Origin of the sequence: Nonomuraea sp. MTCD27, from assembly GCF_041950495.1 — a bacterium.
GTDB lineage: Bacteria > Actinomycetota > Actinomycetes > Streptosporangiales > Streptosporangiaceae > Nonomuraea.
The window spans coordinates 565,819-589,474 of sequence record NZ_JBGNUW010000003.1 but is presented as its reverse complement, the minus strand read 5'-3'; the positions used below and the strand labels follow the sequence as shown (position 1 = coordinate 589,474).

Below are 23,656 nucleotides of genomic sequence, written 5' to 3'. Positions count from 1 at the left end.
GCTGTGACGGAGGCGTCAGTGCCGGACAACACCCTGGACTACCTGGTGATCGGCGCCGGGCCCGCGGGCCTGCAGCTCGGCTACTTCCTGCACCGGGCGGGCCGGACGTACCGGATCCTGGAGGCGGGTCCGGAACCGGGCCAGTTCTTCCGCACCTTCCCGCGCCATCGCACGCTCATCTCGATCAACAAGAAGCACACCGGCTGGGACGATCCCGAGCTCAACCTGCGCATGGACTGGAACTCGCTGCTGTCGGACGATCCCGGCCTGCTGTTCACGCGCTACAGCGACCGGTACTTCCCGCACGCCGACGACATGGTCCGCTACCTCGGCGACTTCGCCGGGAAGTGCGGGCTGCGGATCTCCTATGACTCGCCGGTGGTCCGGGTGGACCGGCCCGGCCCGTCGACCGGGCCGTTCCGGGTGACCGACGACCACGGCCGCACGTACGAGGCCCACCGGCTCGTCGTGGCGACCGGTGTGACCAGGCCCAACATCCCGCCCATCCCGGGCATCGAGACGGCCGACACGTACGGCACCGCCTCCACCGACCCGGCCGACTACGTCAACCAGCGGGTGCTCATCATCGGCAAGGGCAACTCGGGGTTCGAGACGGCCGACAACCTGATCGAGACGGCCGCGGTCATCCACGTGTCCGGCCCGCACTCGCTGCGCATGGCCTGGCGCACGCACTACGTGGGGCACCTGCGGGCGGTCAACAACGGCCTGCTCGACACCTACCAGCTCAAGTCCCAGAACGCGCTGCTCGACGGCGACGTCAGGCGGATCGAGCGGCAGCCGGACGGCACGTACCTGGTGACGGTGGCCTTCGCCCGGGTCAACGAGGTCACCAAGGACATCCCGTACGACCGCGTGATCGTCTGCACCGGGTTCCGCTTCGACGCCTCGATCTTCGCCGACGAGTGCCGGCCCGACCTGGTGATCAACGGCAGGTTCCCGGCGCTCACGCCCGCGTACGAGTCGGTCAACGTGCCGGACCTGTACTTCGCCGGCACCATCACCCAGTCGCGCGACTTCCGGCACGGCACCAGCGGCTTCATCCACGGCTTCCGCTACGGCGCCCGCGCCCTGCACCGCGTCCTGGAGTCCCGCCACCACGACGTCCCCTGGCCCGCGCGGGTGCTCCCGGCGAACCCGGCGGCGCTCGCGGAGGCGGTCATCGGGCGGGTCAACCGGACCTCGGCCCTGTGGCAGCAGTTCGGTCTGCTGGCCGACGTGATCGTCGTCGACGGCGACACCGCCCGTTACCTGGAGGAGCTGCCGCACGACCTCCAGGGCCCGCCGATCGGCGACCGCGGCCACTTCACGATCACCCTGGAGTACGGGCCCGAGCACGACCAGGTCGACCCGTTCGACATCGAGGTCGGCCGCATCAGCCAGAGCGACTCGGCCCGCGCGCACGAGGGCCACTACCTGCATCCCGTCGTACGCCACCACCTCCCCGGCGAGCCCCCCGTGGCCCACCACATCACGGAGAACCTGGAGAACGAGTGGGACTCCCCGGAGGTCCACGTGGAGCCGCTCCGGGCCTTCTTCGCCGACCGTACGTCCTCCGTGCCGGCCTGATGGACCGGCGGAACCTGCGCGAGTTCGAGGCCGCCGCCCGCGAGCGCCTCGACCCCGCGCACTACGACTACTTCGCGGGCGGTGCCGGTGACGAGGTCACCGTGCGGGCCAACGAGGCCGCGTTCGGGCGGCTCGGGCTGGTGCCCCGGGTGCTGCGCGGCACCGGCAAGCTCCAGACCGACCTGACCCTGCTGGAGAGCCGCGCGGCGGCTCCCGTGCTGGTGGCGCCGACGGCGTTCCACCGCCTCGCCGACCCCGAGGGCGAGCGGGCCACCGCGCGGGCCGCGGCCGCCACCGAGACGATCATGATCGTGAGCATGGCCGCCACGGTCGCGATCGGGGACGTGGCGGCCGCGGCGCCCGGCGCCGAGCTGTGGTTCCAGCTCTACATGCAGCCGGACCTGGCCTTCACCGAGCGGCTCGTCCGCCGCGCCGAGGCGGCCGGCTGCAGGGCGCTGGTGGTCACCGTGGACTCGCCGGTCCTCGGCCGGCGGGAGCGGGACCTGCGCAACGGCTTCCACGACCTGCCCGACCACCTGTGCTGCGAGAACCTGCGTGACGGGGCTCGCGGGGACCGGGTGCGCCCGATCGTCATGTGGCCGGAGCTGTCCTGGGAGCACCTCGGCGCGCTCGGGCGCATGACGGATCTGCCGATCGTGCTCAAGGGCATCACGCACCCGGCCGACGCGCGGCTCGCGCTCGATCACGGCGCCTCGGCGATCATGGTGTCGAACCACGGCGGGCGGCAGCTCGACGGCGTCGCGGCCACGATCGACCTGCTGCCGGACATCGTGGCGGAGGTCGGCGGGGCCGTGCCCGTGCTGCTGGACGGCGGCGTGCGGCGCGGCACCGACGTGCTGAAGGCGCTGGCGCTCGGCGCCGCCGCCGTCGCGGTCGGCCGCCCGGTGGTCTGGGGCCTGGCGGCGGACGGCGAGCGGGGCGTGACGGCCGTGCTGGAGCTGCTGCGCGCGGAGGTCGAGCACGCCCTCACGCTGTGCGGCTGCGCCTCGATCCACGACCTTGAGCCGGGCATGGTGCGACGGCCGTGCTGACCACGCTGATCGTGCTGGGCACGCCGGCCCTGCTCGTCGTCGTGGTGAGCCTGCCGTGGTGGCTGCCGGACCGGATCGTGGCGCTGCGGGCGCGGGTGTTCGCCCGGATCAACGGCGACGAGGGCATCCCCGTGCCCGGCGACCTGGTCGGGGTGGACCGGTTCAGGGAGGTCTACTCGCACCCGGCCGCCGGCGGGCGCAGCGAGGGGGCCGCGCTGTCGGACCTGTTCTGGTACTGGCTGTCGCCCGGCCCCGAGATGCACCAGGAGCACCTGGAGGCGGGCGAGCGCTACGACGCCGTGGCCCGCGTCACCCGCGCCCTGCTCGCCGTGCCACGGGCCGAGGCCGAGGAGCTCGCCCGCCGCTGCGCGGCCCGGACGCTCGACGGCGTGCGCGGCCTGGTGCGGCTGCGGGACCTGATGATGCCGCTGTGGGCGGAGTTCTCGTACGAGCTGGTCTTCGCCGAGCCCTGCCCGCGCGCGGCCCGCGACCTGATCGCCGCCAACGCGAACGACGTCGTCACCTCGCTCAAGTGCACGGGCCTGCGGCACATGGGCCGCCGGGAGCGCCTGACCCGGTATCTCCTCGGCCGGCTGTCCCGGGTGCGCGTGCCGCTCCCGCCCGGCCTGACGCCCCTGCAGCAGGCGCACTACCTGCAGGGCGCCTTCTTCAACACCGCCGTCGTGCAGATGTCGGAGGCCATGGCCCACCTGCTGCTGGTCCTGGCCCGGCACCCGGACGTGCAGCACAGGGCGCGTACGGGCGACGCCCGCTACCTCGACCAGGTGATCGCCGAGACGATGCGGCTCTACCCGCTGTTCGGCATCGCCCACCGCATCACCACCGGCGACATCCGCCTCGACGAGCGCACCACGATCCCCACCGGTTCGGTGCTCTGCTTCAACTACCCGGAGTTCCACCGCGCCGGCTTCACCGACCCGGGCCGCTTCGACCCGGACCGCTTCGACCCCGCCCGCTCCGAGCGGCCGGTCAAGGAGCTCAACCACATCCCGTTCGGCGTGGCTGCCAACCGGCCCTGCCCGGCCTGGCGGCTGGCGCCGATCGCCATGCGGGCGGTGGCCCGGGAGGTGCTCGACCGCTACGTCCTGGACTCCTCCGTCTCCCACACCAGGTCCCTGCCCAGCCGGGGGCCCTGCCTGCTCACCCCTCTCGACGCTCCGCACCGCCCCCGCCTCGCCCTGGCGTACCTGCGGGTGCGCGACCGCTGGGAGGACGTCTGGCGCGGCCTGGTGCAGCTCGTCCTCGGCAGCTACATGGTCTGGGACGCGCGCCGGCAGCGGCTGTGCGAACACCACTTCACCTCTGAACCGGAGAACCGGCATGCCCGTTCTGACTCCCGCCCTGACTCTCGTCACGGCTCCTGACCCGAACCTCGCCCTCATCCTGAAGGTCCTGCCCGCACTCGTCGTCATCCTGATCGCCGCGGCGATCTGCGGGCGGCTGGCCCTCATGGTGATGCAACCGCGCGTGCTCGGCGAGATGGTCGCCGGTGTCCTGCTCGGGCCCACGCTGTTCGGCTGGCTCTTCCCGGAGGCGCAGGCGGCCCTGTTCCCGCCGGAGGTCCGGCCGATCCTGTACGTGCTGAGCACCATCGGTCTGACCCTCTACATGTTCCTGGTCGGGGCCGGCCTCGACCACAGCGCCCAGACGCCCGGCGAGGTCCGCAAGGCGTCCGTGCTGGCCGCGTCGGGGATCGTCCCCTCGCTGCTGCTCGGCTTCGGCGCCGGCCTCCTCGTGTACGACCTGCTGTCCCGCCCGGACGTGCCCCCGTTCCAGTTCGCCCTGTTCGTCGGGGGCGCCCTGTCGCTGACCGCGTTCCCCATGCTGGCCAGGATCCTGTACGAGCGGGGCCTGGAGAACAGCCCCGTCGGCCGGCTCACCCTGCTGGCCGCCTCCATCGACGACGCCCTGGCCTGGTGCCTCCTGGCCGTCCTGTCGGCCATGCACCTCGGCGACGGCGCCACCGGCGCGCTGCCCACCATCCTGCTGACCGCGCTGTTCGCCGTCGTGATGCTGAAGGTGGTCGCCCCCATGCTGCGCCCGATGGGCCGGACCGTCGCGCGCACCGGCCGGCTCGGCCCCGGCGCCATGTACGCCGTCATCCTCATCCCGCTCGCGGCCGGCTGGCTGACGGACTGGATCGGCGTGTACGCGGTCTTCGGCGGCTTCTTCGCCGGCCTGGCCATGCCCCGCGACCCCGCCTTCCGCCAGGCCCTGCACGGCCGGATGATGGAGGTCGTCTCGACGTTGCTGCTGCCCACGTTCTTCACCTTCTCCGGGCTGAACACCCAGCTCGGCGGCATCGCGGGCGGGGCCATGCTGCTGGCGTTCGGGGTGATCCTGCTGGCCGGGTTCGCCGGGAAGTACTTCGGGTGCTCGCTGGCGATGAGGGGGCTCGGGTTCGGCCGGCGCGAGTCGTACGCGGTGGGGGCGCTGATGAACGCCCGGGGGCTGATGATCCTCATCTTCATCAACATCGGCCTGGCCCAGGGCATGATCACGCAGGAGCTGTTCGCCATGCTCGTGCTCGTGGCCGTGCTGACCACCGCGGCCGCCCTGCCCCTGTACAAGCTCGCCCTGCCCGACCGCCTCGAACGCGACGCCAAGACCGTGGCACCCGTCGATCCACCGGTCGAAGTCAGGTCCAATTCCTCGTGATCGCGCAGGTGGGCGGGGAGTGGCCGGTTCGCGGGCGGGGCCAATGGTTCAGTGGACCTGGTAAATCCCCGGCAGTGGTGTAACGGTGGTCTCGTGGCTGGGACATCGGGCACGGCCGACCTGCCCTCCCGTCGGCTGCTGCTCGTCGAAGACGATCGCGAACTGGGGAACATGCTGGTCGACCTGTTCACCGAACAGGGCTACACGGTCGATCTGGCGCTGGAGGGGCAGCGGGGGCTGCATCTGGGCCTGAGCCGCGCGTACGACGTGCTCATCGTCGACCGCGGCCTGCCCTCGCTCGACGGCATCGACCTGCTGCGGCGGCTGCGGCGGCAGGCGGTCACCGTGCCGGTGCTCGTGCTCACCGCCTTCGGCTCGGTCGCCGACCGGGTCGCCGGGCTGGACGCGGGCGCGGAGGACTACCTCGTCAAGCCGTTCGAGATCGACGAGCTGCTGGCCAGGGTGCGCGCGCTGCACCGCCGCAACATCGACCTGGCCCGGCTGCTGCCGCTGGGCGCGGGCTGGCTGGACGCCGAGTCCCACATCGTACGGCTGCCGACCGGGGAGCAGGTGACGCTGTCGGGGCAGGAGTGCCGGCTGCTCAGCGCGCTGGCCGCCCGCCCCCGGCAGGTGCACACCCGCAGGTCGCTGCGCCAGCGGGTCTTCGACGGGGCGAACAAGGAATCGATCGTGGACACCTACGTCTACTACCTGCGCAACAAGCTGGGCTCCGGGGTCGTGTACACCGTGCGAGGGGTGGGCTACCGCCTGGGGCGGCTATGAGCCTCACCACGCCCTGGCGCGGCCCGGCGGGCCCGGACCGGAGCCGGCGGCCCGATCCCGACCGGCGGCTGCTCGTCCGCGCCCGGCGCCGGCTCACCGTGCAGGTGGCGGGCGCGATCTCCGTGGTCCTGGCGCTGGTGGGCGTGCTCGTCTACTGCGCCATGGTGCACAGCCAGGACGACGCGGCCAGGCGCGAGCTGGCCGCCGCCGCCGAGGGCTCGCCCGTCGGGCAGCCGCCACCCTGCATGTGGCTCTTCGAGCTGCACGCCGACGGCACCGTCCGCGCCTCCCCCGGCGCCCCGGCGTCGCTCCCCGTCCGGGCGTCCCTCGACCAGGTGGCCGCCGGCGGCGGGCCGCGGCTCGCGCAGGTGCGGGTGGCCGGGCGCGACTACCTGGTCCACACGCGCGGGCGCGGCTACACGACGGTCCAGGCCGTGCTGGACCTGCGTCACCCGGCCGCCGAGCGGCAGCGGCTGCTGCGCACGCTCGCCGGCGCGGAGATCGCCGGGCTGCTGGCCGCGCTGCTGGTCGGCCAGGTCGTCTCCCGGCGCGCGATCGCGCCCCTGGGCGAGGCCCTGGCCCGCCAGCGCCGCTTCGCCGCCGACGTCAGCCACGAGCTGCGCACCCCGCTGACCCGCCTGCACACCCGCGCCCAGCTCCTGTCGCGGCGGCTGCGCGGGGGGACCGACCCGATCCTGCTCATCGACGAGGTGGACCAGCTCGTGGCCGGCACCAGGCAGCTCGGCGAGGTGGTCGAGGACCTGCTCAGGTCCGCCCAGTTCAAGCAGCTGCGCCGGCCGTTCGGGCCGGTGGACCTGGCCGTGCTGGCCGCCGAGCTGGCCGAGGCGGAGGAGGCCAGGGCCGCCATCCGGGGGGTGGCCGTCGAGGTGCGCTGCGACGGGCCGGGCGACCACGTCGTGAGCGGGGTGGAGTCGGCCCTGCGGCGGGTGATCTCGGCACTCCTGGACAACGCGCTCGGCCACACCAGCGCCGGCGGGCACATCTGGGTGACGCTGTCCAGGGAGCCGTCCGTGGTCGAGCTCACCGTCCGGGACGACGGCTCGGGCCTGGACCCCGAGGACGCCGAGCGGCTCTTCGCCAGGTTCGAGGGGACGGGGTTCGGGCTGGGGCTGGCGCTCGTACGGGAGGTGGTGGACGGCCACGACGGCACGATCGCCGCCGACGGCCGGCCGGGCGGCGGGGCGACGTTCACCGTACGGCTGCCCGCCGACCCCACCGGCACGACCGCCGAGCCGGCCCCGGAACCGGCGTGGCAGAGGTATCAGCCCCCGCTGCCGGGGTAGCCAGGATCGGATGCGCATCCAGGACTGGTTCCTCACCGGGGAGGAGCGCGGCAATGCCGCGACCGACCTCGAGCCGTGGTCGGAGGGCAACGAGGTGCGCCCGCTGGTCCACGGCGCGGCCTACTTCGCCGAGCTGCACACCTGTCTGGAGCAGCTGGGCAAGGACGACCTGCTGCTGTTCGCCGACTGGCGCGGTGACCCGGACGAGCGCCTGACCCCGGAGGGGCCGAGCGTGGGCGCGGCGATGGCGGCCGCCGCCGGGCGCGGCGCCCTCGTACGCGGCCTGATCTGGCGCTCCCACCTCGACCTGCTGCGCTTCAGCTCCGCCGAGAACCGCCACCTCGGCCAGGAGATCGAGAACACCGGCGGCCAGGCCCTGCTCGACACGCGTACCGCCGTGGGCGGCTCGCACCACCAGAAGTTCGTCATCCTGCGCCACGACCGCGACCCCGAGCGGGACGTGGCCTTCGTCGGCGGCATCGACCTGTGCCACAGCCGCCGCGACGACGCCTCCCACGCGGGCGACCCGCAGCGCGCCCCGATGCCCGACGTGTACGGCCCGCGCCCGCCCTGGCACGACATCCAGCTCGCCGTCCGCGGCCCCGCCGTCGAGCAGGTGGAGCGGGTGTTCTGCGAGCGCTGGGACGACCCGGCGCCCGAGACCCGCGACCCGCTGCGGCGCCTGCGCGACCACCTCGGCCGCCTCGACGACGCCCCCGCCCTGCCACGCCCCGGCCCGCCCCCGCCGCCGGCCGGCCACCACCGCGTGCAGCTCCTGCGCACGTACCCGGCCAGGCGGCACGGCTACCCCTTCGCGCCGGACGGGGAGCGCAGCATCGCCCACGCCTACCGCAAGGTCCTGACCCGCGCCCGCTCGCTGATCTACCTGGAGGACCAGTACCTGTGGTCCACCGACGTGATCGAGCCGTTCGCCCGGGCCCTGGAGCGCGAGCCGGAGCTGCGGATGATCGTCGTCGTGCCGCGCCACCCCGACCAGGACGGCTGGCTGGCCGGGCCCGCGAGCCTCATCGGGCGCGCTGACGCGCTGCGCCGCCTGCGCCGGGCGGGCGGCGACCGGGTGGCCGTCTACGACCTGGAGAACCACCAGGGCGTCCCGGTCTACGTGCACGCGAAGGTCTGCGTGGTGGACGACGTGTGGGCCACGGTCGGCTCGGACAACGTCAACCTGCGGTCGTGGACGTACGACTCGGAGCTGAGCTGCGCCGTGCTGGACGAGCGGGAGGACCCCAGGCCGCCGGCCGGGGCGCTGCGCTTCGCCAGGGAGCTGCGTCTGTCCCTCATGGCCGAGCACCTGGACCTGCCGGCCGAGCGGTACGACGACCTGTGCGACCCGGTGGCCGCCTTCGACGCGTTCGCCCGCTCGGCGTCGGCGCTGGAGACGTGGCACACGTCCGGCCGTACGGGGCCGCGCCCGCCGGGCCGCCTGCGCCCCCATCCGGCGCCGCACCTGTCGCGGCTGCAGAAGCTGCTGGCGCTGCCGCTCTACCGGTGGGCGGTGGACCCGGACGGCCGCCCGCCCGCCCTGCGCCGCTCCCGCGACTTCTGAGCCCGCCCGACTGACACACCCCCAGCAGCACCTCCACCTAGATGGGTGGTCCGTGAGCAAAACCCCGGACCACCCGGTCAGGTCACTTCCGCAGGCCGGCGCGGATCACGAGCGCGTCGTGGTCGGTGTACGTGGTCCGCTCGAGCTCCAGCGTGGGAGCCGTGAGGGTGCCGTAGGCGTGCTGGATGCCGGGAGCCTGGGTGGCGGCCGCGTCGGTCAGCGTCCACTGGCCCTGCGGGGCGCACGACGAGCGGCGGTTGACGTCACCCGCGAAGATGGTCGGCCGGCCGCGGGAGGCGAGCACCTGGGCGAGCTCGGCGCACTGGATCGAGTTGGCGGTCCCGGGCGCCTCGCCGTCGGTGGAGAGGTGGCTGGTGCACACGTCCACGCCGCGGGCGGTCGTCACGCAGAGCCAGCGCCGCTGCTCCACCCCGCTGAACACCGAGTACGGCGCGTCCTCGGAAGCCCGGATCGCCTCCTTGGTCAGCACGGCGTTGCCGAACTCGCCCCGCCCGGCCGGCGTCTTGCAGGCCAGCGGGGCGCCGTTGTAGATGACCGTGGCGAACCGGTAGTGGTAGCCGGTGCGCTCGGCGATCTCCGCCACGTCGCCGCTGCACGCCTCGTTGAGGGTGACCGCGTTGACGTCGTTGGCCTGGATGCGCTCCACGGCCTCATCGACGATCTTCGGGTACTGGGTCCTGGGATAGCAGCCGGCATAGCCGCTCAGGCAGAGGTTCATCTGGAGCAGCGAGTACGGCGGCCGCGCCGCGTCCTGCGACGGCGGGGTGTCGGCCATGGCGACGCCGGAGAGGGACACCACCAGCCCGGCCGCCATCAGGCCGGCCATCATCAGGGCACGCAAACGTGTCAGAGGAAATCGGATCATGGCGGCCATTGTGCTGACCCGACCACCAAACCGGACAGGGCACGCGAGAAGTGTTCACCACGCTCTCACGCGGCCGTCACCCCATCGCGCATCCGGCCCGATCCGGACGAACCCCCGTTCGCGGACGTTCGGACGCCCCGACCACTTCCCACAGCCAGGGCGTCCGAGGGATGGGGCAATCGATCCCTCCCCCATCCCCTACCCACCACGTCCAGCTTGTACGCATTTGTCCGTTTTGCGTAGAGTCCCGTCGCCGGTCTCGGCAGCGGGTGCCCGCGTCCGGAACACGCGCCGCACCGGGCACTGGGCGGCCGGATATTGCGTGGCGGAGGTCGCGAGGGAGCGATCACACTGAGCGGATGGACAGGACGGTCAGCGCATGGATCACCTCGGGTGCGGATCGGCTCGGTGTCGTCGGCCCGTTCGCGGTGGACGTGCCGTGGTGGGCCGACGTGCAGCCGGTCGTCGCCCACCTGCGCCAGGCGCTCGGCGTGGACGTGCTGGTGCTGCGCCTGCTGGACGTGGACGGCGGCGAAGGAGGCCGCGGGGGTCATGTGACCTATCACGTCGAAGCGCTGGAGCGGCCTGCGCCCGGGCGGCTGACGGCTCCGCTGCCGGCCGACCACGCGGTGCTGGACAGACCCGAGCCGCTGCGTGCGCCGTGGGCGCGGATCGACGGGCTTCGGGAGCTGTTGAGCTGGGCGGCGGACGCGCTGAGTGCGGCCGGGCGACCGCTGACCGGGCCGATCCGGCAACGCCGGACCTGGAATCTGGCCGGGCTGTTCCTCCTGCCCACCGCCCGGGGGCCGGTATGGCTGAAGGCCACACCCCACTTCGCCACCGACGAGGCCACCGTCCTCGACGCGTTCGCAGCCCTGGACCCGAGCCTGGTTCCCCCGGTCGTGGCGTCGGGGCCGGGGCGGGTCCTGCTGGAGCACCTTCCCGGCGAGGACTGCTGGGACGCCTCCGCCGGGATCGTCGCCGGCGCGGTGACGCGACTGGTCGCCGCACAGGCCAGCCTGACGGGCGCGATCCCGCCCGGGTTGCCGGACCGGCGCGGACCCGTCATCGCCGATCAGGTTCGCGACCTGCTCGCCGGTGACGTGGGCGGCGAGCTGACCGCCGAGGAACTGGCGGGCGCGTACGAGCTGGTCGAACGGTGGCCCCTGCTGGCCGAGTGCGGCCTGCCCGACACGGTCGTGCACGGCGACTTCCACCCGGGAAACTGGCGCAGCGACGGCGGCCCGCCGGCCGTGGTCGACTTCGCCGACGCGCACCTCGGCAACCCGGTGCTGGACGGGCTACGGCCCCGCGACTGGCTTCCCCCCGCCGAACGACCCGCCGCCGCCAAGGCCTGGATCGATGCCTGGACCACCCACCTGCCCGGCTGCGACCCGGCCCGGGCGCTCGCGATCGCCGGGCCGCTGTCCGACCTCACCTACGCCGTCCGCTACCAGGAGTTCCTGGACGGCATCGAACCGTCGGAGCGGATCTACCACCACGGCGATCCGGTCACCAGCATCCGCGCCGCCCTGCGTTCCGCAGCGATCACGGGCTGACGATCTGACCGACCGTCCATCGTGCTGCGCCGGCTCTTTTCGAGGTCACCGGTGCCTGTACGCCCGAGTTTTCCGCGCGAGGACGAGCCCGCACCGCGGGCTGCCGTCCTCGCGCCGGCCCAGGGCCGTCAAGGGGACTGTCTCCACGGTGAATCCGGCCGCCACCAGGTCGGTGCGGACCGCGTGTGGCGGGCAGGTGCCGTAGTACATGACGAAGGGGGGACGCCACACGGCGTTCCGCACCCGCATGGCCAGGTCGAATCCGAGCATCGCCCAGTACCGGCCCGACCTGATGGGCGGGGGCGCGCCGATCGGGAAGGCGAAGAGCCCGTCAGGTCGTAACGCACGGTGGACCCCGGCGAAGAGCGCGGGTCGTTCGGCGGGCAGGAAGTGTCCGAGCGCTCCGAAGCTGACCGCGAGGTCGAAGGACTCGGTGAAGGGCAGGGCTCGAACGTCGGCCCGTACCCACGCGGCGTCCGGGTGTGCCCGGCGCGCCTGCGCGAGCATGCCGGCGCTGAAGTCGACTCCCGTGACCTGTCCTCGGCACAGGGGTTCGAGGACCCGCACTCCCGCGCCGGTGCCGCAGCACACGTCCAGCCCCCGCTCGAACGGCCCGAGCGGACGCAGAGCGTCGGCGGTCGCGTCAAGAACGCCGTCGGGGGTGCGGAAAGGCGTGTGGTCGAACTTCGTCGCAAGCAGGTCGTAACCGCGCTCGACCGAGGACAGTGCCTGGACCGCCAGCTCACGCAGCGACGGGCCTTGGGGCGAGAACATCAGCCAAGGGTACTTTCCCGAAGCCGGGGCGAGCCGCCTCATACGACACAATCCGCCACCGGCCGGGGGCTGTGGTTCCGGCGGCGGCCGTCAGCCCATCGCCGTCAGGGTGTCGCGCAGCCGGCGCAGGTCCCGCATGCGTGCCTCGTACGTCGCCCCGACCACCACGAGCAGCAGCCCGCCCACGGCGATCGGCACCCAGCGCGGCACCATGAGGAGCATCTCCGACACGTACGGGGCCAATTCCCGCACCGCGACCCCGGCGACCACGACCGCTCCGATCGCCGTGGGCGCCTGGAGCCGGAACCGGGCTCCGGCGAACAACACCGCGAGCGCCAGCACCCCGAGCGCGAGCGACCGCCGCCACTCCGTGTCCGCGTAGACCGCCACCAGGCTGGGCAGCATCGTGAAGGACAGGCCCGCACCATAGGCCGCCCATGACGGCACCGGTGCACCACGCCGCCGCCACCAGCCGGACACCAGCAGGGCCAGCGAGCACGGCACCGTGTACGCCTCGACGACGGTGACCTCGTCGGCCCCCAGCCGCAGCCACGAGGCCAGCAACAGCAGGACGGCACCCGAGTACCTGAGGCCCTTCACACCGCCTCCGCCGGCGGGGGCGTTCACACCGCCTCGGCCGGCCGTGGCGTTCACACCGCCTCGGCCGGCGGACCCCGCCCGCAGCGACATGAGGAGCACCAGCACCCCCGCCACGGCGAACCCCACGCTCGCCGCGACCAGGACGCGCATGCCCAGCGAGAACCCCACCGCCACCGCCTCCAGCCCGAGGAACAGCGCGGCGAAGCCCAGTCCCCAGTTCCGGAGTTTCCGCAGCCTGGCCACCAGAGCCACGACGGCGGCGGCCACCGCCAGGATCGGCAGCACGATCAGCGTCGCCGGCTCGCTGCCGAACGCGTACGCCGCCGCCCGTACCGAGGCCGGACCGGCGACGAGCGCGCATGCGACCGCCCACCAGGGCGCCCGGCCCAGTGCGGCGCCCACCGCCGCCGCGACGGCCGCCACCACCTGCACCGCCACCGCTGCCGGGTAGGGCATCGCGAAGGCTTGGGGGAAGACCGCGACCATGACCGCCCCGGACACCAGAGCACCGGCCGCCGCCGCCTGCACCGGCCACCCGCCGGCGCCACGCACGTCCGCCGCCTTCAACGACCACCCACCGGCGCCACGCACGACCGCCGCCTGCATCGACCGCCCACCGGTGCCACGCACGTCCGCCGCCTTCAACGGCGACCCGCCGGTGCCGCACACGGCCATCACCAGGAGGCTTGCCGCCACCGCACCCAGCGCCACCACGTCCGCCGGCCACGCCACCATCTCGAACGGCTGCCACCGCCGTCCGTCCCACGTCCCCGTCCAGAGCACGTCCAGCCAGGCGAAGGGTGCCGCCAGGGTGGCCACGAGCCGAGGCAGCAACGTCAGCACGGTCACCAGCGCCACCAGCCCGCCGGTGGCCATGCCCGCCAGCCGTACCCTCCGCCAGGGCAACCGGGCGGCGCCGAGCACCACGGCGAGTGCCGGGACGAGGTAGGCCAGGGAACGCCAGTCCGTACCCGGTCCGTCCAGCGCGGGCTGCGCCAGCGCGGCCGGCACGGCGATCAGCGCGAGCGCGGTCCCGATGGTGACCGCGCCGGCCCAGATCTCCCCCTGAGCCTTGCCCGGCCTGACCAGCAGCCATGTCACGAGCCCGCCGAGCAGCGCCAGCGCGGCCAGCGGCACCGATCTGACCAGGGCCTGACCGACCGACGGGGACCCCAGCGCGTACGGCGCGCCGACCAGGAGAGCGAGAGTCGCCACCCCGCTGCCCGCCAGGGCGGCCGTCACCCGCACCGTCCCCCGGCCGTAGCGGACCAGGGCGACGTCCAGCGCCGCCGTGACCACCAGCATGGCCACCAGCCAGGTCGCCGGCCATTCGCTGCCCAGGAGCGGCAGGACCGGCTGCGCCAGCACCACGGCGACCGGAGCGGGTCCGCGAAGCCGGGTGACCCGGGCATAGGCCACCAGGATGAGCGCGGTGAGCCCGAGCACCCCCGCCGTGTAGTGCAGCACGTCGAGGCCGTCAACCCCGAGAAGCCCCACCTGCCTGGTCGCGTAGCCGTCGAGCAGCAGCAGCGCGACCGCGAACCCGGCCACGGTCTCGGCCGTCGCGTTGAGCCTGCGCCGGGTCAGCACGACCGGCGCCAGCATGACCAGCGCGGTGAACCCGGCCAGCACGGCCGCCCGCCCGCCCATGCCCAGCCGCCCCCAGCTCACCACGGTGAACACCACCGCCGCCACCGTCAGCAGCAGGCCGCCGAGAATGAGCAGAACGTTCTTCGCGGCTCCCGGCGAGACCTCCCTCACCGCGACACCGGGCGGTCCGGCCGCCACCCCCGGATACGGCGCCACCGCACCCACCCACGGAGGCACCACACCCGCACCCGCCGCGCCGGCACGCAGAACACCGAGCAGTTCCGTACGCCGAGCCTGCAACCGGACCTGCTGATCCCTCAGCCCGGCGAGAGCCTGCTCCACCTGCCAGAGCTCCTGCGCCGCGGGTCCCTGCAGAGGCAGCGCACACCCCGGGCATTCGGCCACCGGCTCCTGAACCCCGGTCCCGGACAACATCGCCCCACAGTCCGGACATTTCACGCTTTCACGCACCAACACTCCGCCTTAGGCCCGTCGAGGTACCCCATAATTCACCGCGACGCCCTCGCGAGCCACCGTCATCAGGAACCACGAGCAACAGCAGGCACCGGCACGGGACTCCGAGCGTCCACCGCAGGGCGAGCCCTGCCGGCTTGGCGGGGTCGGCCGCGACCCCTTTCGCCACGTCGACCCGCCAGGCGGCGAGGGCCGGCAAAGGACCGACAGCAATCGCCTCAGGTGCGCCGTGATCTCCAGCGAGGCGCCGAACGAGGCCACCAGGAAAGCTCTCAGGCGCCTGGATGGCAGCTTGGGTTCTTGGGAAACCGCTGCACAAAGATCGAAAAAGGCCACCTCCCGCATGGGAAGGTGGCCTTTGACCTTGGTGGGCGATACTGGGATCGAACCAGTGACCTCTTCGGTGTGAACGAAGACGGACTTGCAGGTGAGCCCTACTCATGAAGCCGTTTACCTGCGGAAACGGTCGAGTATTGTCGGCCGCTGTCGGGGGCTGTCGGGTCTTCACAACGCACGTACAACGCACCACGGCGATCCACAAGGCGGCTACAGAAAGCAACCCCGCACCGGCCGGGCCGGAGCGGGGCCACAGGCGTGCACTCAGGAAGGGCGGCGGCGAAGCTCCGTCACGCGAGCGGCCGGCTCCTCGTCCGCGCCTACGTCGGCACGCATCGTCTTCAAGAATGTGATGAGCATCCGCTTCAGATCATCCGACAGTCCGTCGATCGCCCAGATCTGCCGCTCTTGCGGGTCGGTGTACGGGTTCGTGTCGGGTTCCGGGGACGGCGTGTCCTCCAGCTCCTCGGGTGGCCGGATCGGCAGTTCGTCACGCTCGACTTGGCCGGAGATGACGAGCATCTCCCCCACGTTGTAGCCGAGCGCCTTGCCCATCCGGCGTAGGACATCCAGCGTGACTCCCTTGCCCTGGAGGGCACGGTTCACGATGCTCACGTGCATGTCCGCCTCGCGCGCAAACTGCGACTGGCCCCCGTATCGGAGGTCGTAGCCGCGTCGAGTCAGCTCCTGACGCAACCAGTCGCCGGGCTGACCAGCAGTTTTGCCCACGAGCAAAGATGATACCTCCGTGATCAGCCAGGAACCATGCCCTCTCTAGAGAGCGAAATCTGACTGTTCGGGTTTACCCACGTGAAAGCCCTGATTTCGGGCGCAAAGAATCTTGAACAGGCTATTGCTTCTCTCAGAAGCAAAGACTAGATTCCAGGGCACAGCTTCTCTCAGAAGCAAAGTTCGTACTTCAACCAGGAGGTGTCCGATGGCGCACGTCGTCCGGTTGCGCCGCACCAAATTCGACAAGCGGGCAGCCGAACTCGGCCTCCTGACCCAGGTCGCCCAGGCCGACGCCATCGGCGTCCACGTCTCCATCCACAACCGGGTGCTGACCGGCAAGACAGAGGAACTGTCCGGCCCCTACGTCGTCGGCATCCTGTGGGCGTTCGGCGACGACAGCGTCCGCGACTTCCTCCGCCAGTACCTCGACATCGAGCTCGACGCCCGCGAACCGGTCGCCTCATGACCGCCGCGAACGGGCGCAAGCCGGTCAGCCAGCCGCTCGTGTTCACCATCCCGGAGACCGCCGACCTGCTGCGGGTGCACCGCGACACGGTCTACGAGTACATCCGCGACGGCGACCTCAAGGCGATCGACATCGCCCGGCCCGGCGCCAAGACGACCAAGCTGCGCGTCCCGGCCGACGCCCTCAACGCGTTCATCGCCAGCCGCCCCAGCGTGCACTCCCCCTGACAAAGCCCGCAGGGCTCATCCGAGCCACCGGACGAGCCCCGCTCACCATCCGACATCCCCACTAGCAAGGGACACGGACATGACCACCACTACCACAACCACCCCCCAGCCGCAGCCCGCCGAACAGCTGACCCCGGCCGACGTGCTCGCCATCGAACGCGCCGTCCACAACGTCGCCTACCACGGCACGGCCCCGAACGCCGAGGACCGGCAGGCGCTCACCGTCGCCACCTACTGGCCCGGCTGCAAGCCCCTCACCGCGCTCCTCATCCGCAAGATTCTCGACGGCAGCCTGCCGCTACCGCTCAACCAGCGGTGCACCCGCCTCCTCTACCAGCTGGCCTGGCGGCTCCCCGCCGTCACCCCCGCCGACGAGGACACCTACTTCGCGAACCACGCCATCCCCGGCATGACGGCAATCCCTCGCTCCCTCGCGGACCGCGTCGCGCAGGGCGCCGCCCTCCTCGACGTGAAATTGCCCGGCTGGGAACAGCACATCGACCTCGACACCCTCAACATCCGCTTCGACGACCAGTGCGTGCTCGGCCAGATCTTCGCCGCATGGGACGACCCGTACGAGTACGGCGCCGACTACCTGTTCGGCCTCGACGCCTACCAGCACCCGAACGCCCCCGTCATGGTCGAGCACGGGTTCGCCTGCCCCGACAGCCCGAACGGCGACGACGTGGAAGCGTCGGTGTGGGCAGACCTGACCGCCGAATGGAAGCGCGTCATCCAGCAGCGTCGCACCATGGGCGTGCTGACCGCGTTCGACATCCTCGACATCACCTGCGCGATCAACAACGCCGCCGCCGCCGACACCACCACACTCACCGCCCAGGACCGGCAGGCGCTCTCCCTGCTCACCTACTGGCCCGGCCTGCCACCCACCTCCCGCATCCTCGTCTCCTGGCTCGCCGACCCGACCCGGATCGACGTGACACTCCCGGCCACCAGCGAGGTCGCAGACCACCTGCTGTCCCTGGTTAACCTGCTGCCGCCGGTCACCCTGGAGGAGACGGACGCGTGGCTCGCCGCCCGCGACCGCGAAACCCCGTGCGTGGTCGACCAGATCATCACAGCGGTCGCCAGTTACGCAGCCGGCCGAACCGGCGAGCCCGGCCACAACCTCCTGCACGGCGCCCTGGAGACGGTGATCCGCGTAGGCAAGCCCGGCATCCCCGCCCAGGAGGTGCCGCAGGTGGCGGACGCCGAGATGGTGACCGCCCGCGCCTACCTCGACGCTGACGGGCCGGCCGTCCCGCAGGTGCAGTCTCCGCTGGATCGGGCGTTGCGCATCATCGCCGCCCGGGCCGCCCGCGACACCAGCGTTTCCGGGCTGCTCGGGTGGGTGCTGGCCACGATCGTCGCCGAGATCAGCCACGGCGACCCGTCGCCGATCTCGGATGTGGCGCGGCGGGCGGCGGATGAGCAGGTGGAGGCGCTGATCGCGGCTGTCGGGTATGAGCAGATGGCCGCCGAGTACGGCGAGCAGCCTGTGGCGGTGGCGCTGTGACGCTTCCCACCGTCCCCGTCGACGTCGACAAGGTCCGCCCCGACCACCTGGCCGTCGTGGACGGATACACCGCCAAGATCCTCAAAGCGGTCCCGCCTGTCACCTTCGACAACGGCTTCAGTTGCAGCAACTACCACTTCAACTACGTGCTGATCGACGTGCCGCCGCCGGGCGTGGACGACCTCGGCACCCTCGACGTCCCTGCTGGCGGCACCGTCGAGTGCGTCCGCAAGGCCGACTGGCTCGCCAGCCGCCGCGCCACCGCCCTGGCTGGGGGTGCGTGATGGATCTGCACCTCAACGTTGACGGGCCGCACGACGACGACAGCATCAGGCAGACCGCGTCGGCCATGGCGGAGTGCGTGCGCGTCCTCAACCACGCCACCCGCGACCCGGACGCGGTCAAGTACCCGGCCACCGTGCACGACGTGCTCGGCAGCCTCCGCGACGGCGTCCAGCGCATGGACCAGCTCTTCCGCCAACTCGACGACCGGCTCCGCTCCATGGCCGTGCAGGACCGTATCGGCGACACCCACGGCGACCCGTTCCAGGTAGTCGCCAGCGTGCGGCGGCAACTCGACCTGCTGCGCACCGACGCCGCCGTCATGGCCGAACGGCTCGACCGCGCCTTCAACGCCAGTAGCGGCCTCTACCTGCGAGAGGACGGCGGATCATGACGGCCACCGTGAAGCGCGAATACCGGCGTCTCGCCGACGGGCTGCCCTGGCACGGACTCCTCGCCCACGACAACTTCAACCTGGTCACGGCCCGCATCCGCGCACTGATCGGCGACGGGCAAAGGTTCACCTGGGTCGCCACCCACGAAATGTCCGGGCTCCGCCCCGAAGTCCGCACCAGCCAAACCGCCAAGAAGATCCACACCAGCAGCGAGCCGCTCGACGACGGCACCCCGTACGTGCACCTGTGGGTGCACGACAGCTACGGCGTGTGGGGCATCTCCACCACCACCGCCGACCAGGCCGCCGCACGCAACGACGACACGCGACGCCAGGTCGTCCTGCACTTCGAGCGCACCCGATCGGGCGAGCAGCTCAGGATCGACCAGCACGCACCCTGCGGCGACCAGATCTGCTGGGTCATCGCCCTCGAAGGCGGTGGCCAATGAAGACCGCCGCCAGTTTCGAATTCATCGGCGTACACCGCGCCCTCGCCGTACTCGCCGACCAGCTCGCCATCCCCACCGCCCACGCCATCCCGCTCCTCATCTGCAGCGGCATCCCCACCGTGCGGATCAACGGCCGGGTGCGGCTCGCCCGCGCCGACGTCACCGCCTACGCCGCCCACCTCGCCCAACAGACCCGTCGGGCGCCCGTCGGCGGCGGACCCCACATCGGCTACGAGGCAGACCGCGAATTCCGCGACGGACAGGACGACGCCCCATGAGCACCCGCTGGGACAGCGACGGCGAACCCGACACCTTCCTGTACACGCCTGCCGGCCGCTACATCGGAACCTGGCCCACCGACAGCCCCCAATGGCACGCCGCCCGCGCCAAGCGAGTCAGCGGCTCCCGCATGGCCGCCATCCTCGGGCTCTCCCCCTGGGCTTCCCCGCACTCCACCTGGTGCGAGATGGCCGGCCTCATCCAGCCCACGCCAGCCACCAAGCAGCAAGACCGCGGACACTACCTCGAACCCGCCGTCGCCTCCTGGTTCGCCGACCAACACCCCGAGTGGCACCTGTTCGAAACCGGCACCTGGGTCCACCAGAACCGCAACTGGCAGCTGGCCAACCCCGACCGGCTCATCCGCTACCACCTGTCCGACAACATGCCCGTCGGCTGGTACACCCTGGAGGTCTCCGCCCTCCTGGAGATCAAAACCGACGCCGACGGGTCCGGCTGGGGCGAGCCCGGCACCGACGAAATCCCCGTCTACTACCGCACCCAAGTCCAGTGGTACATGGACGTGCTCGGACTGCCGCGCGCCTACATCGCAGTCCTCGGCGACCGGCTCGAATTCCGCGAATACGTCGTCGACTACGACCCGGCCGACGCCGCCCTCATGCGGGCCGCCGCCGACGACTTCCTGGACTCGCTGCTGTGGGGCGAAATGCCCGCCCTCGACGGCCACCCCGCCACCTACGAAGCCGTCAAACGCCTGCGCCCCGACATCACCCCGAAGCAGGACTTCGACGTGCCCGACGACCTGGCGTCGGAGTTCCTCGCCGCCACCGCCGACGGTGCCGCCGCCGAGAAGCGGCTGGCGCAGGCGCGCACCCGGCTCGCCCACGCGATGGGCACCGCACAGCGCGCCCGCTGGAACGGGCGCACCCTCGCCACCCGGCAGAGCAAGAACGGCGGCGCCGCCTACCTGGTGGCCGGCCGCAACCTCCCCGACCCGACCAAGCTGACTGGAGCCGCAGCATGACGCTCGCCACCCTGCCCGCCGAACGCGTCGTCGACTCGCTGCCCGAACGGCAGGAGTACGCCAAGGCGCTGTCCGTGTCGAACCTGCTGCCCAAGCAGTACCAGGGCCAGCCCGGCAACGTCCTGTACGCCGTCGAGTTCGGCCAGTCCCTCGGCATCTCCACCATGGCCGCCATCCTCGGCGTCCACATCATCGAAGGCCGGGCGTCCGCATCGTCCGGGCTCATCTCCGCGCTGGTCCGGCGCGCGGGCCACCGGCTGCGCGTCTGGGTGGAACGCGACAGCGCGGGCTCCCTTGTCGCCGCGGTCGCGACGATCGTGCGCAAGGACGACCCCGACTTCGAGTTTCGCGCCACCTGGACCATGGGGCGCGCGCAGGCGGCCGGCCTCGCCGGCAAGCAGGTGTGGAAGAACTACCCGGAGGCGATGCTCAAGGCGCGCGCCATCTCCGAGGTCGCCCGCGAAGCCTGCGAAGAGGAACTGTCCGGGGTCGGCTACACGCCGGAAGAGCTCGGCGCCGAGGTCAACGGCGACGGTTCGATCGTGGTCACCACGGCGCGGCCGAACACGCCTGGCCGGAGTATCCGCGAAGCGGTCGCCCCCCAGCAGCAGCAGCCGGAAGCGCCCGTTGAGCCGGTGACGGGACACGTCGCCGAGCGGATGATCTCGGATGCGCAGCTCAAAAAGATGGGCACCGCGCTGCGAGAGGCGGGCCTCACCGACCGCGACTCCGCGCTCGCCTTCGTCAACGCGGTACTGGAGCGCGACACCGACAACCCGGTCACGTCCCGCAACGAGCTCACCCTCGACGAAGCCTCCCGAGTCATCGACGCGCTCGACCAGGAAGCGGCGGCCAAGGTCAACCAGCCGGCCGACGGCGACACCGGCGAGCAGGGCGAGGCAGCCTGATGAGCCGCGCCTACTACGACCAGATCGCCGCCGAATGGAGGGCGGCCGTCGAAGCCGTCCGCGCCTCCGGCGGCGACGCGATCACCATCCCGGTCTCCCCCCTCGTCCTCATCCTGCACGGCTACGAGCAGCTCTCGAAGGATCGGGAGGCCGGGCTCGCATGGATCACGTCGGCGGCGGAGTCCGGATACCTGGACAACACCGCCGCGGCGCACGCCCGGCACGCGCTCGGCGACCTCGGCGACGAACAGCTGGCCGCCGAAGTGCGCGCCGCCTCCCAGCACCAGGAGGGGCAGTGAACGCCACCGTCAACGACACCAGGCGGCAGGCCCGCGCCTGGTACCGGCACCTCAACCAGGACACCACCTGGGTCCCCGCCACCGGCGTCCCCACTCTGATCGCCGACATGGACCCGGCGTGGCGGTTCAACGCCGCGAACTGGCTGATCAAGCGCGTGTCCAACCTCGTCGTCGCCTACTCGTACGGCGAGGGGTTGATCATGGCCGAACCTCTCGGCCGCGACATGGACACCGGCGACCTGGTGTACGTCGAAATGCCTCACGAGGTGGACCTCTCCGAACCCTACGACGACCGGTTCGACGACCCGGAGGGCTGGCTACGCGCCACGCCTCTCTACCAGGCGCTCATCAACGACCTGCCCGACGACATCGCCGACCTCGCCCGGCACTGGTCCACCTGCGACCTGCGCATCGGACAGGGGACGGCGTGCTCGTGCTGGGAGCGGCACCTCACCGAATGCCCCGTCAACATGATCCGCGACATCACCGCCTCCTGCCACTGCCGCGACGACTCGCCGGAGTGGACCATATGACCTGGTGGACCGGCAGGCTCGCCAGCCTGGACTTCGAGAGTACGGGGACGAACCCGCACGAGGCCCGCATCGTCGAGGCGTACATCGGCCTCGTCGGCGGTGGCCAGCCCCCGATCGACCGGAAGCCGCTCTTTATCTCGCCCGGCGTGCCGATGCCGGCCGAAGCCGCCGACATCCACGGCTACACCGACGAATTCCTGCGCGAGCTCGGCGTCGAGCCGGTGGAGGGGATCGGCCGGATCGTCACCGCAGTCAAGGCCGTCTGGTCCGACGGCATCCCGCTGGTCGGCCACAACATCGGCGGCTACGACCTCACCCTCCTCAACGCGGAGATGGTGCGGCACGGGTTCGGGCCGCTCATCGACCTGATGGGCGGCTCCTACGGCCCCGTCATCGACACCAAAACGATCAGCAAGCACATAGACAAGTGGCGTCCGCGGGTCAACGAGAAGCAGGGCGCTCACGCGTTGAAGACGTGCGCCCAAGTGTTCGGCATCCCGTGGGTGGATGACGAGGCGCACGGCGCCCGCTACGACGCGTTGATCTCCGCCCGGGTCGCGTGGCGGATGGGCGCCATCGCCGCCCTCCCCCGCGAACAACGCCCCTTCGTACAGGCGGGCCGGCAGGACGAACGGCACCTGTTCGACGACCTCCTGTGCGACCTGCCCGCCCTGTTCCGCAAGCAGCGGCAGTGGGCGCGCGAGCAGGCCGCCTCCTACCAGACCTATCTGCGCTCGCCCAAGGCGGGCGACAAGCAGGACCCGGCCGCCGTCATCGACGGCGCCTGGCCCGTACAAGCCGCGCCAGCACGACAGGAAGGCACCACCCAGGAAGCCCAGGAGGCGATCGCATCATGACCATGCAACTCCACGACACCGTCGAAGCCGAAGTCGTCGAAGAAACCGACCCGGTGACCGCCACCATCCGCCACAACGCCACCCAAGAACGACAGCAGGCAGACCGGTTCGCCGCCGACGCCTCCCGGCACCGGCAGGAGGCGAAACGCCTCGAAGACCTGGCGATGGAGTGCAGGCTGCGCGAGCAGCGGTGGAGGCGCCTCCTCGACCTGGAAACCGTGGAGACCGGCGGCCTGCTCGGCGACCCGATCGACGACCAGGGCAGCGTCCAGACGGTGCTGTTCCCGCGGCAGCGCACCCGGTACCCGCTCGTCCACCTGAACGGCTCCGACACCCCGCATCTGGCGTGTGCCGGCTGCGGCAAGGCGCTGCGGGAGGCGACCGCCGCCGAAGCGGAAGCGATCACGGGCGGCCGACAGATCCCGCCGCAGCGCTGCAACGCATGTGTCCCTGACGGCGGCAACCCGTACCCGCCCGCCGCCTGAGTCCCGCCTCTTTAGACCGCGCACCCGCGCGCCGGGTGCGCCATCCGCGAAGG

Annotated in this window: 25 protein-coding genes; 21 read left to right on the top strand and 4 right to left on the bottom strand. The window is 71.8% G+C overall.

Annotated features, from left to right (window positions below):
- The first annotated feature begins 18 nt into the window (after positions 1 to 18).
- The 7 genes from ACBJ59_RS11100 to ACBJ59_RS11070 all read left to right on the top strand — a co-directional run bounded on the left by ACBJ59_RS11100 (position 19) and on the right by ACBJ59_RS11070 (position 8,972).
- Entirely contained in the window at positions 19 to 1,587 is a 1,569-nt protein-coding gene (locus ACBJ59_RS11100; RefSeq protein ID WP_375110074.1) for an NAD(P)-binding domain-containing protein, read from the top strand.
- Entirely contained in the window at positions 1,587 to 2,639 is a 1,053-nt protein-coding gene (locus ACBJ59_RS11095) for an alpha-hydroxy acid oxidase (protein WP_375110073.1), read from the top strand. The genes ACBJ59_RS11100 and ACBJ59_RS11095 overlap by 1 nt, the downstream gene beginning before the upstream one ends.
- On the top strand, positions 2,633 to 4,024 hold the full coding sequence (locus tag ACBJ59_RS11090) for a cytochrome P450 (protein WP_375110072.1): 1,392 nt from the start codon (positions 2,633 to 2,635) through the stop codon (positions 4,022 to 4,024). Before ACBJ59_RS11095 ends, ACBJ59_RS11090 begins: the two co-directional genes overlap by 7 nt.
- Positions 3,981 to 5,318, top strand: a complete 1,338-nt coding sequence (locus ACBJ59_RS11085; protein WP_375110071.1) for a cation:proton antiporter — start codon at positions 3,981 to 3,983, stop codon at positions 5,316 to 5,318. Before ACBJ59_RS11090 ends, ACBJ59_RS11085 begins: the two co-directional genes overlap by 44 nt.
- Before the next feature lie 93 nt (positions 5,319 to 5,411).
- Complete coding sequence (locus ACBJ59_RS11080; protein WP_375110070.1) at positions 5,412 to 6,101, top strand: response regulator transcription factor; 690 nt, start codon at positions 5,412 to 5,414, stop codon at positions 6,099 to 6,101.
- Positions 6,098 to 7,405: a sensor histidine kinase gene (locus ACBJ59_RS11075; RefSeq protein ID WP_375110069.1), complete on the top strand. Its 1,308-nt coding sequence runs from the start codon at positions 6,098 to 6,100 to the stop codon at positions 7,403 to 7,405. The genes ACBJ59_RS11080 and ACBJ59_RS11075 overlap by 4 nt, the downstream gene beginning before the upstream one ends.
- 10 nt (positions 7,406 to 7,415) lie before the next feature.
- On the top strand, positions 7,416 to 8,972 hold the full coding sequence (locus ACBJ59_RS11070; RefSeq protein ID WP_375110068.1) for a phospholipase D family protein: 1,557 nt from the start codon (positions 7,416 to 7,418) through the stop codon (positions 8,970 to 8,972).
- Between the two features lie 82 nt (positions 8,973 to 9,054).
- Here ACBJ59_RS11070 and ACBJ59_RS11065 read toward each other — a convergent pair whose 3' ends face one another.
- Positions 9,055 to 9,858 (bottom strand): endonuclease/exonuclease/phosphatase family protein, encoded by an 804-nt coding sequence (locus ACBJ59_RS11065; protein WP_375110067.1) that lies wholly within the window; start codon positions 9,856 to 9,858, stop codon positions 9,055 to 9,057.
- A gap of 359 nt (positions 9,859 to 10,217) precedes the next feature.
- On the opposite strand from ACBJ59_RS11065, the gene ACBJ59_RS11060 reads away from it, so the two are divergent.
- Positions 10,218 to 11,417, top strand: a complete 1,200-nt coding sequence (locus ACBJ59_RS11060) for an aminoglycoside phosphotransferase family protein (protein WP_375110066.1) — start codon at positions 10,218 to 10,220, stop codon at positions 11,415 to 11,417.
- Positions 11,418 to 11,462: 45 nt separating this feature from the next.
- Here the strand turns inward: ACBJ59_RS11060 and ACBJ59_RS11055 are convergent, their stop codons facing one another.
- The 3 genes from ACBJ59_RS11055 to ACBJ59_RS11045 all read right to left on the bottom strand — a co-directional run bounded on the left by ACBJ59_RS11055 (position 11,463) and on the right by ACBJ59_RS11045 (position 15,920).
- On the bottom strand, positions 11,463 to 12,191 hold the full coding sequence (locus ACBJ59_RS11055; RefSeq protein ID WP_375110065.1) for a class I SAM-dependent methyltransferase: 729 nt from the start codon (positions 12,189 to 12,191) through the stop codon (positions 11,463 to 11,465).
- 90 nt (positions 12,192 to 12,281) lie between these two features.
- Positions 12,282 to 14,723 (bottom strand): SCO7613 C-terminal domain-containing membrane protein, encoded by a 2,442-nt coding sequence (locus ACBJ59_RS11050; RefSeq protein WP_375110064.1) that lies wholly within the window; start codon positions 14,721 to 14,723, stop codon positions 12,282 to 12,284.
- Positions 14,724 to 15,455: 732 nt separating this feature from the next.
- Positions 15,456 to 15,920 carry a hypothetical protein gene (locus ACBJ59_RS11045; RefSeq protein ID WP_375110063.1) on the bottom strand — a complete coding sequence of 155 codons (465 nt, stop codon included), beginning with the start codon at positions 15,918 to 15,920 and terminating at the stop codon, positions 15,456 to 15,458.
- Positions 15,921 to 16,128: 208 nt separating this feature from the next.
- Here ACBJ59_RS11045 and ACBJ59_RS11040 point away from each other — a divergent pair, with 208 nt between their 5' ends.
- The 13 genes from ACBJ59_RS11040 to ACBJ59_RS10980 all read left to right on the top strand — a co-directional run bounded on the left by ACBJ59_RS11040 (position 16,129) and on the right by ACBJ59_RS10980 (position 23,603).
- On the top strand, positions 16,129 to 16,389 hold the full coding sequence (locus ACBJ59_RS11040; RefSeq protein WP_375110062.1) for a hypothetical protein: 261 nt from the start codon (positions 16,129 to 16,131) through the stop codon (positions 16,387 to 16,389).
- A complete protein-coding gene (locus ACBJ59_RS11035) occupies positions 16,386 to 16,616 on the top strand; it encodes a helix-turn-helix domain-containing protein (RefSeq protein ID WP_375110061.1) in 231 nt (76 codons plus the stop codon). Before ACBJ59_RS11040 ends, ACBJ59_RS11035 begins: the two co-directional genes overlap by 4 nt.
- 79 nt (positions 16,617 to 16,695) lie before the next feature.
- Complete coding sequence (locus ACBJ59_RS11030; protein ID WP_375110060.1) at positions 16,696 to 18,132, top strand: hypothetical protein; 1,437 nt, start codon at positions 16,696 to 16,698, stop codon at positions 18,130 to 18,132.
- Positions 18,129 to 18,416, top strand: a complete 288-nt coding sequence (locus tag ACBJ59_RS11025) for a hypothetical protein (RefSeq protein ID WP_375110059.1) — start codon at positions 18,129 to 18,131, stop codon at positions 18,414 to 18,416. Before ACBJ59_RS11030 ends, ACBJ59_RS11025 begins: the two co-directional genes overlap by 4 nt.
- A complete protein-coding gene (locus tag ACBJ59_RS11020; protein WP_375110058.1) occupies positions 18,416 to 18,808 on the top strand; it encodes a hypothetical protein in 393 nt (130 codons plus the stop codon). Before ACBJ59_RS11025 ends, ACBJ59_RS11020 begins: the two co-directional genes overlap by 1 nt.
- Entirely contained in the window at positions 18,805 to 19,257 is a 453-nt protein-coding gene (locus ACBJ59_RS11015) for a hypothetical protein (RefSeq protein ID WP_375110057.1), read from the top strand. The genes ACBJ59_RS11020 and ACBJ59_RS11015 overlap by 4 nt, the downstream gene beginning before the upstream one ends.
- Complete coding sequence (locus ACBJ59_RS11010; protein ID WP_375110056.1) at positions 19,254 to 19,535, top strand: hypothetical protein; 282 nt, start codon at positions 19,254 to 19,256, stop codon at positions 19,533 to 19,535. Before ACBJ59_RS11015 ends, ACBJ59_RS11010 begins: the two co-directional genes overlap by 4 nt.
- Positions 19,532 to 20,521, top strand: a complete 990-nt coding sequence (locus ACBJ59_RS11005; protein ID WP_375110055.1) for a lambda-exonuclease family protein — start codon at positions 19,532 to 19,534, stop codon at positions 20,519 to 20,521. Before ACBJ59_RS11010 ends, ACBJ59_RS11005 begins: the two co-directional genes overlap by 4 nt.
- Positions 20,518 to 21,429 carry a recombinase RecT gene (locus tag ACBJ59_RS11000; protein ID WP_375110054.1) on the top strand — a complete coding sequence of 304 codons (912 nt, stop codon included), beginning with the start codon at positions 20,518 to 20,520 and terminating at the stop codon, positions 21,427 to 21,429. The genes ACBJ59_RS11005 and ACBJ59_RS11000 overlap by 4 nt, the downstream gene beginning before the upstream one ends.
- Positions 21,429 to 21,728, top strand: coding sequence for a hypothetical protein (locus ACBJ59_RS10995; protein ID WP_375110053.1), 300 nt, complete (start codon positions 21,429 to 21,431; stop codon positions 21,726 to 21,728). Before ACBJ59_RS11000 ends, ACBJ59_RS10995 begins: the two co-directional genes overlap by 1 nt.
- Entirely contained in the window at positions 21,725 to 22,261 is a 537-nt protein-coding gene (locus ACBJ59_RS10990) for a hypothetical protein (protein ID WP_375110052.1), read from the top strand. Before ACBJ59_RS10995 ends, ACBJ59_RS10990 begins: the two co-directional genes overlap by 4 nt.
- A complete protein-coding gene (locus tag ACBJ59_RS10985; protein WP_375110051.1) occupies positions 22,258 to 23,118 on the top strand; it encodes an exonuclease domain-containing protein in 861 nt (286 codons plus the stop codon). Before ACBJ59_RS10990 ends, ACBJ59_RS10985 begins: the two co-directional genes overlap by 4 nt.
- The gene (locus ACBJ59_RS10980; RefSeq protein WP_375110050.1) at positions 23,115 to 23,603 is read left to right on the top strand and encodes a hypothetical protein; all 489 of its coding nucleotides are present in this window, start codon (positions 23,115 to 23,117) and stop codon (positions 23,601 to 23,603) included. The genes ACBJ59_RS10985 and ACBJ59_RS10980 overlap by 4 nt, the downstream gene beginning before the upstream one ends.
- Positions 23,604 to 23,656 lie beyond the last annotated feature (53 nt).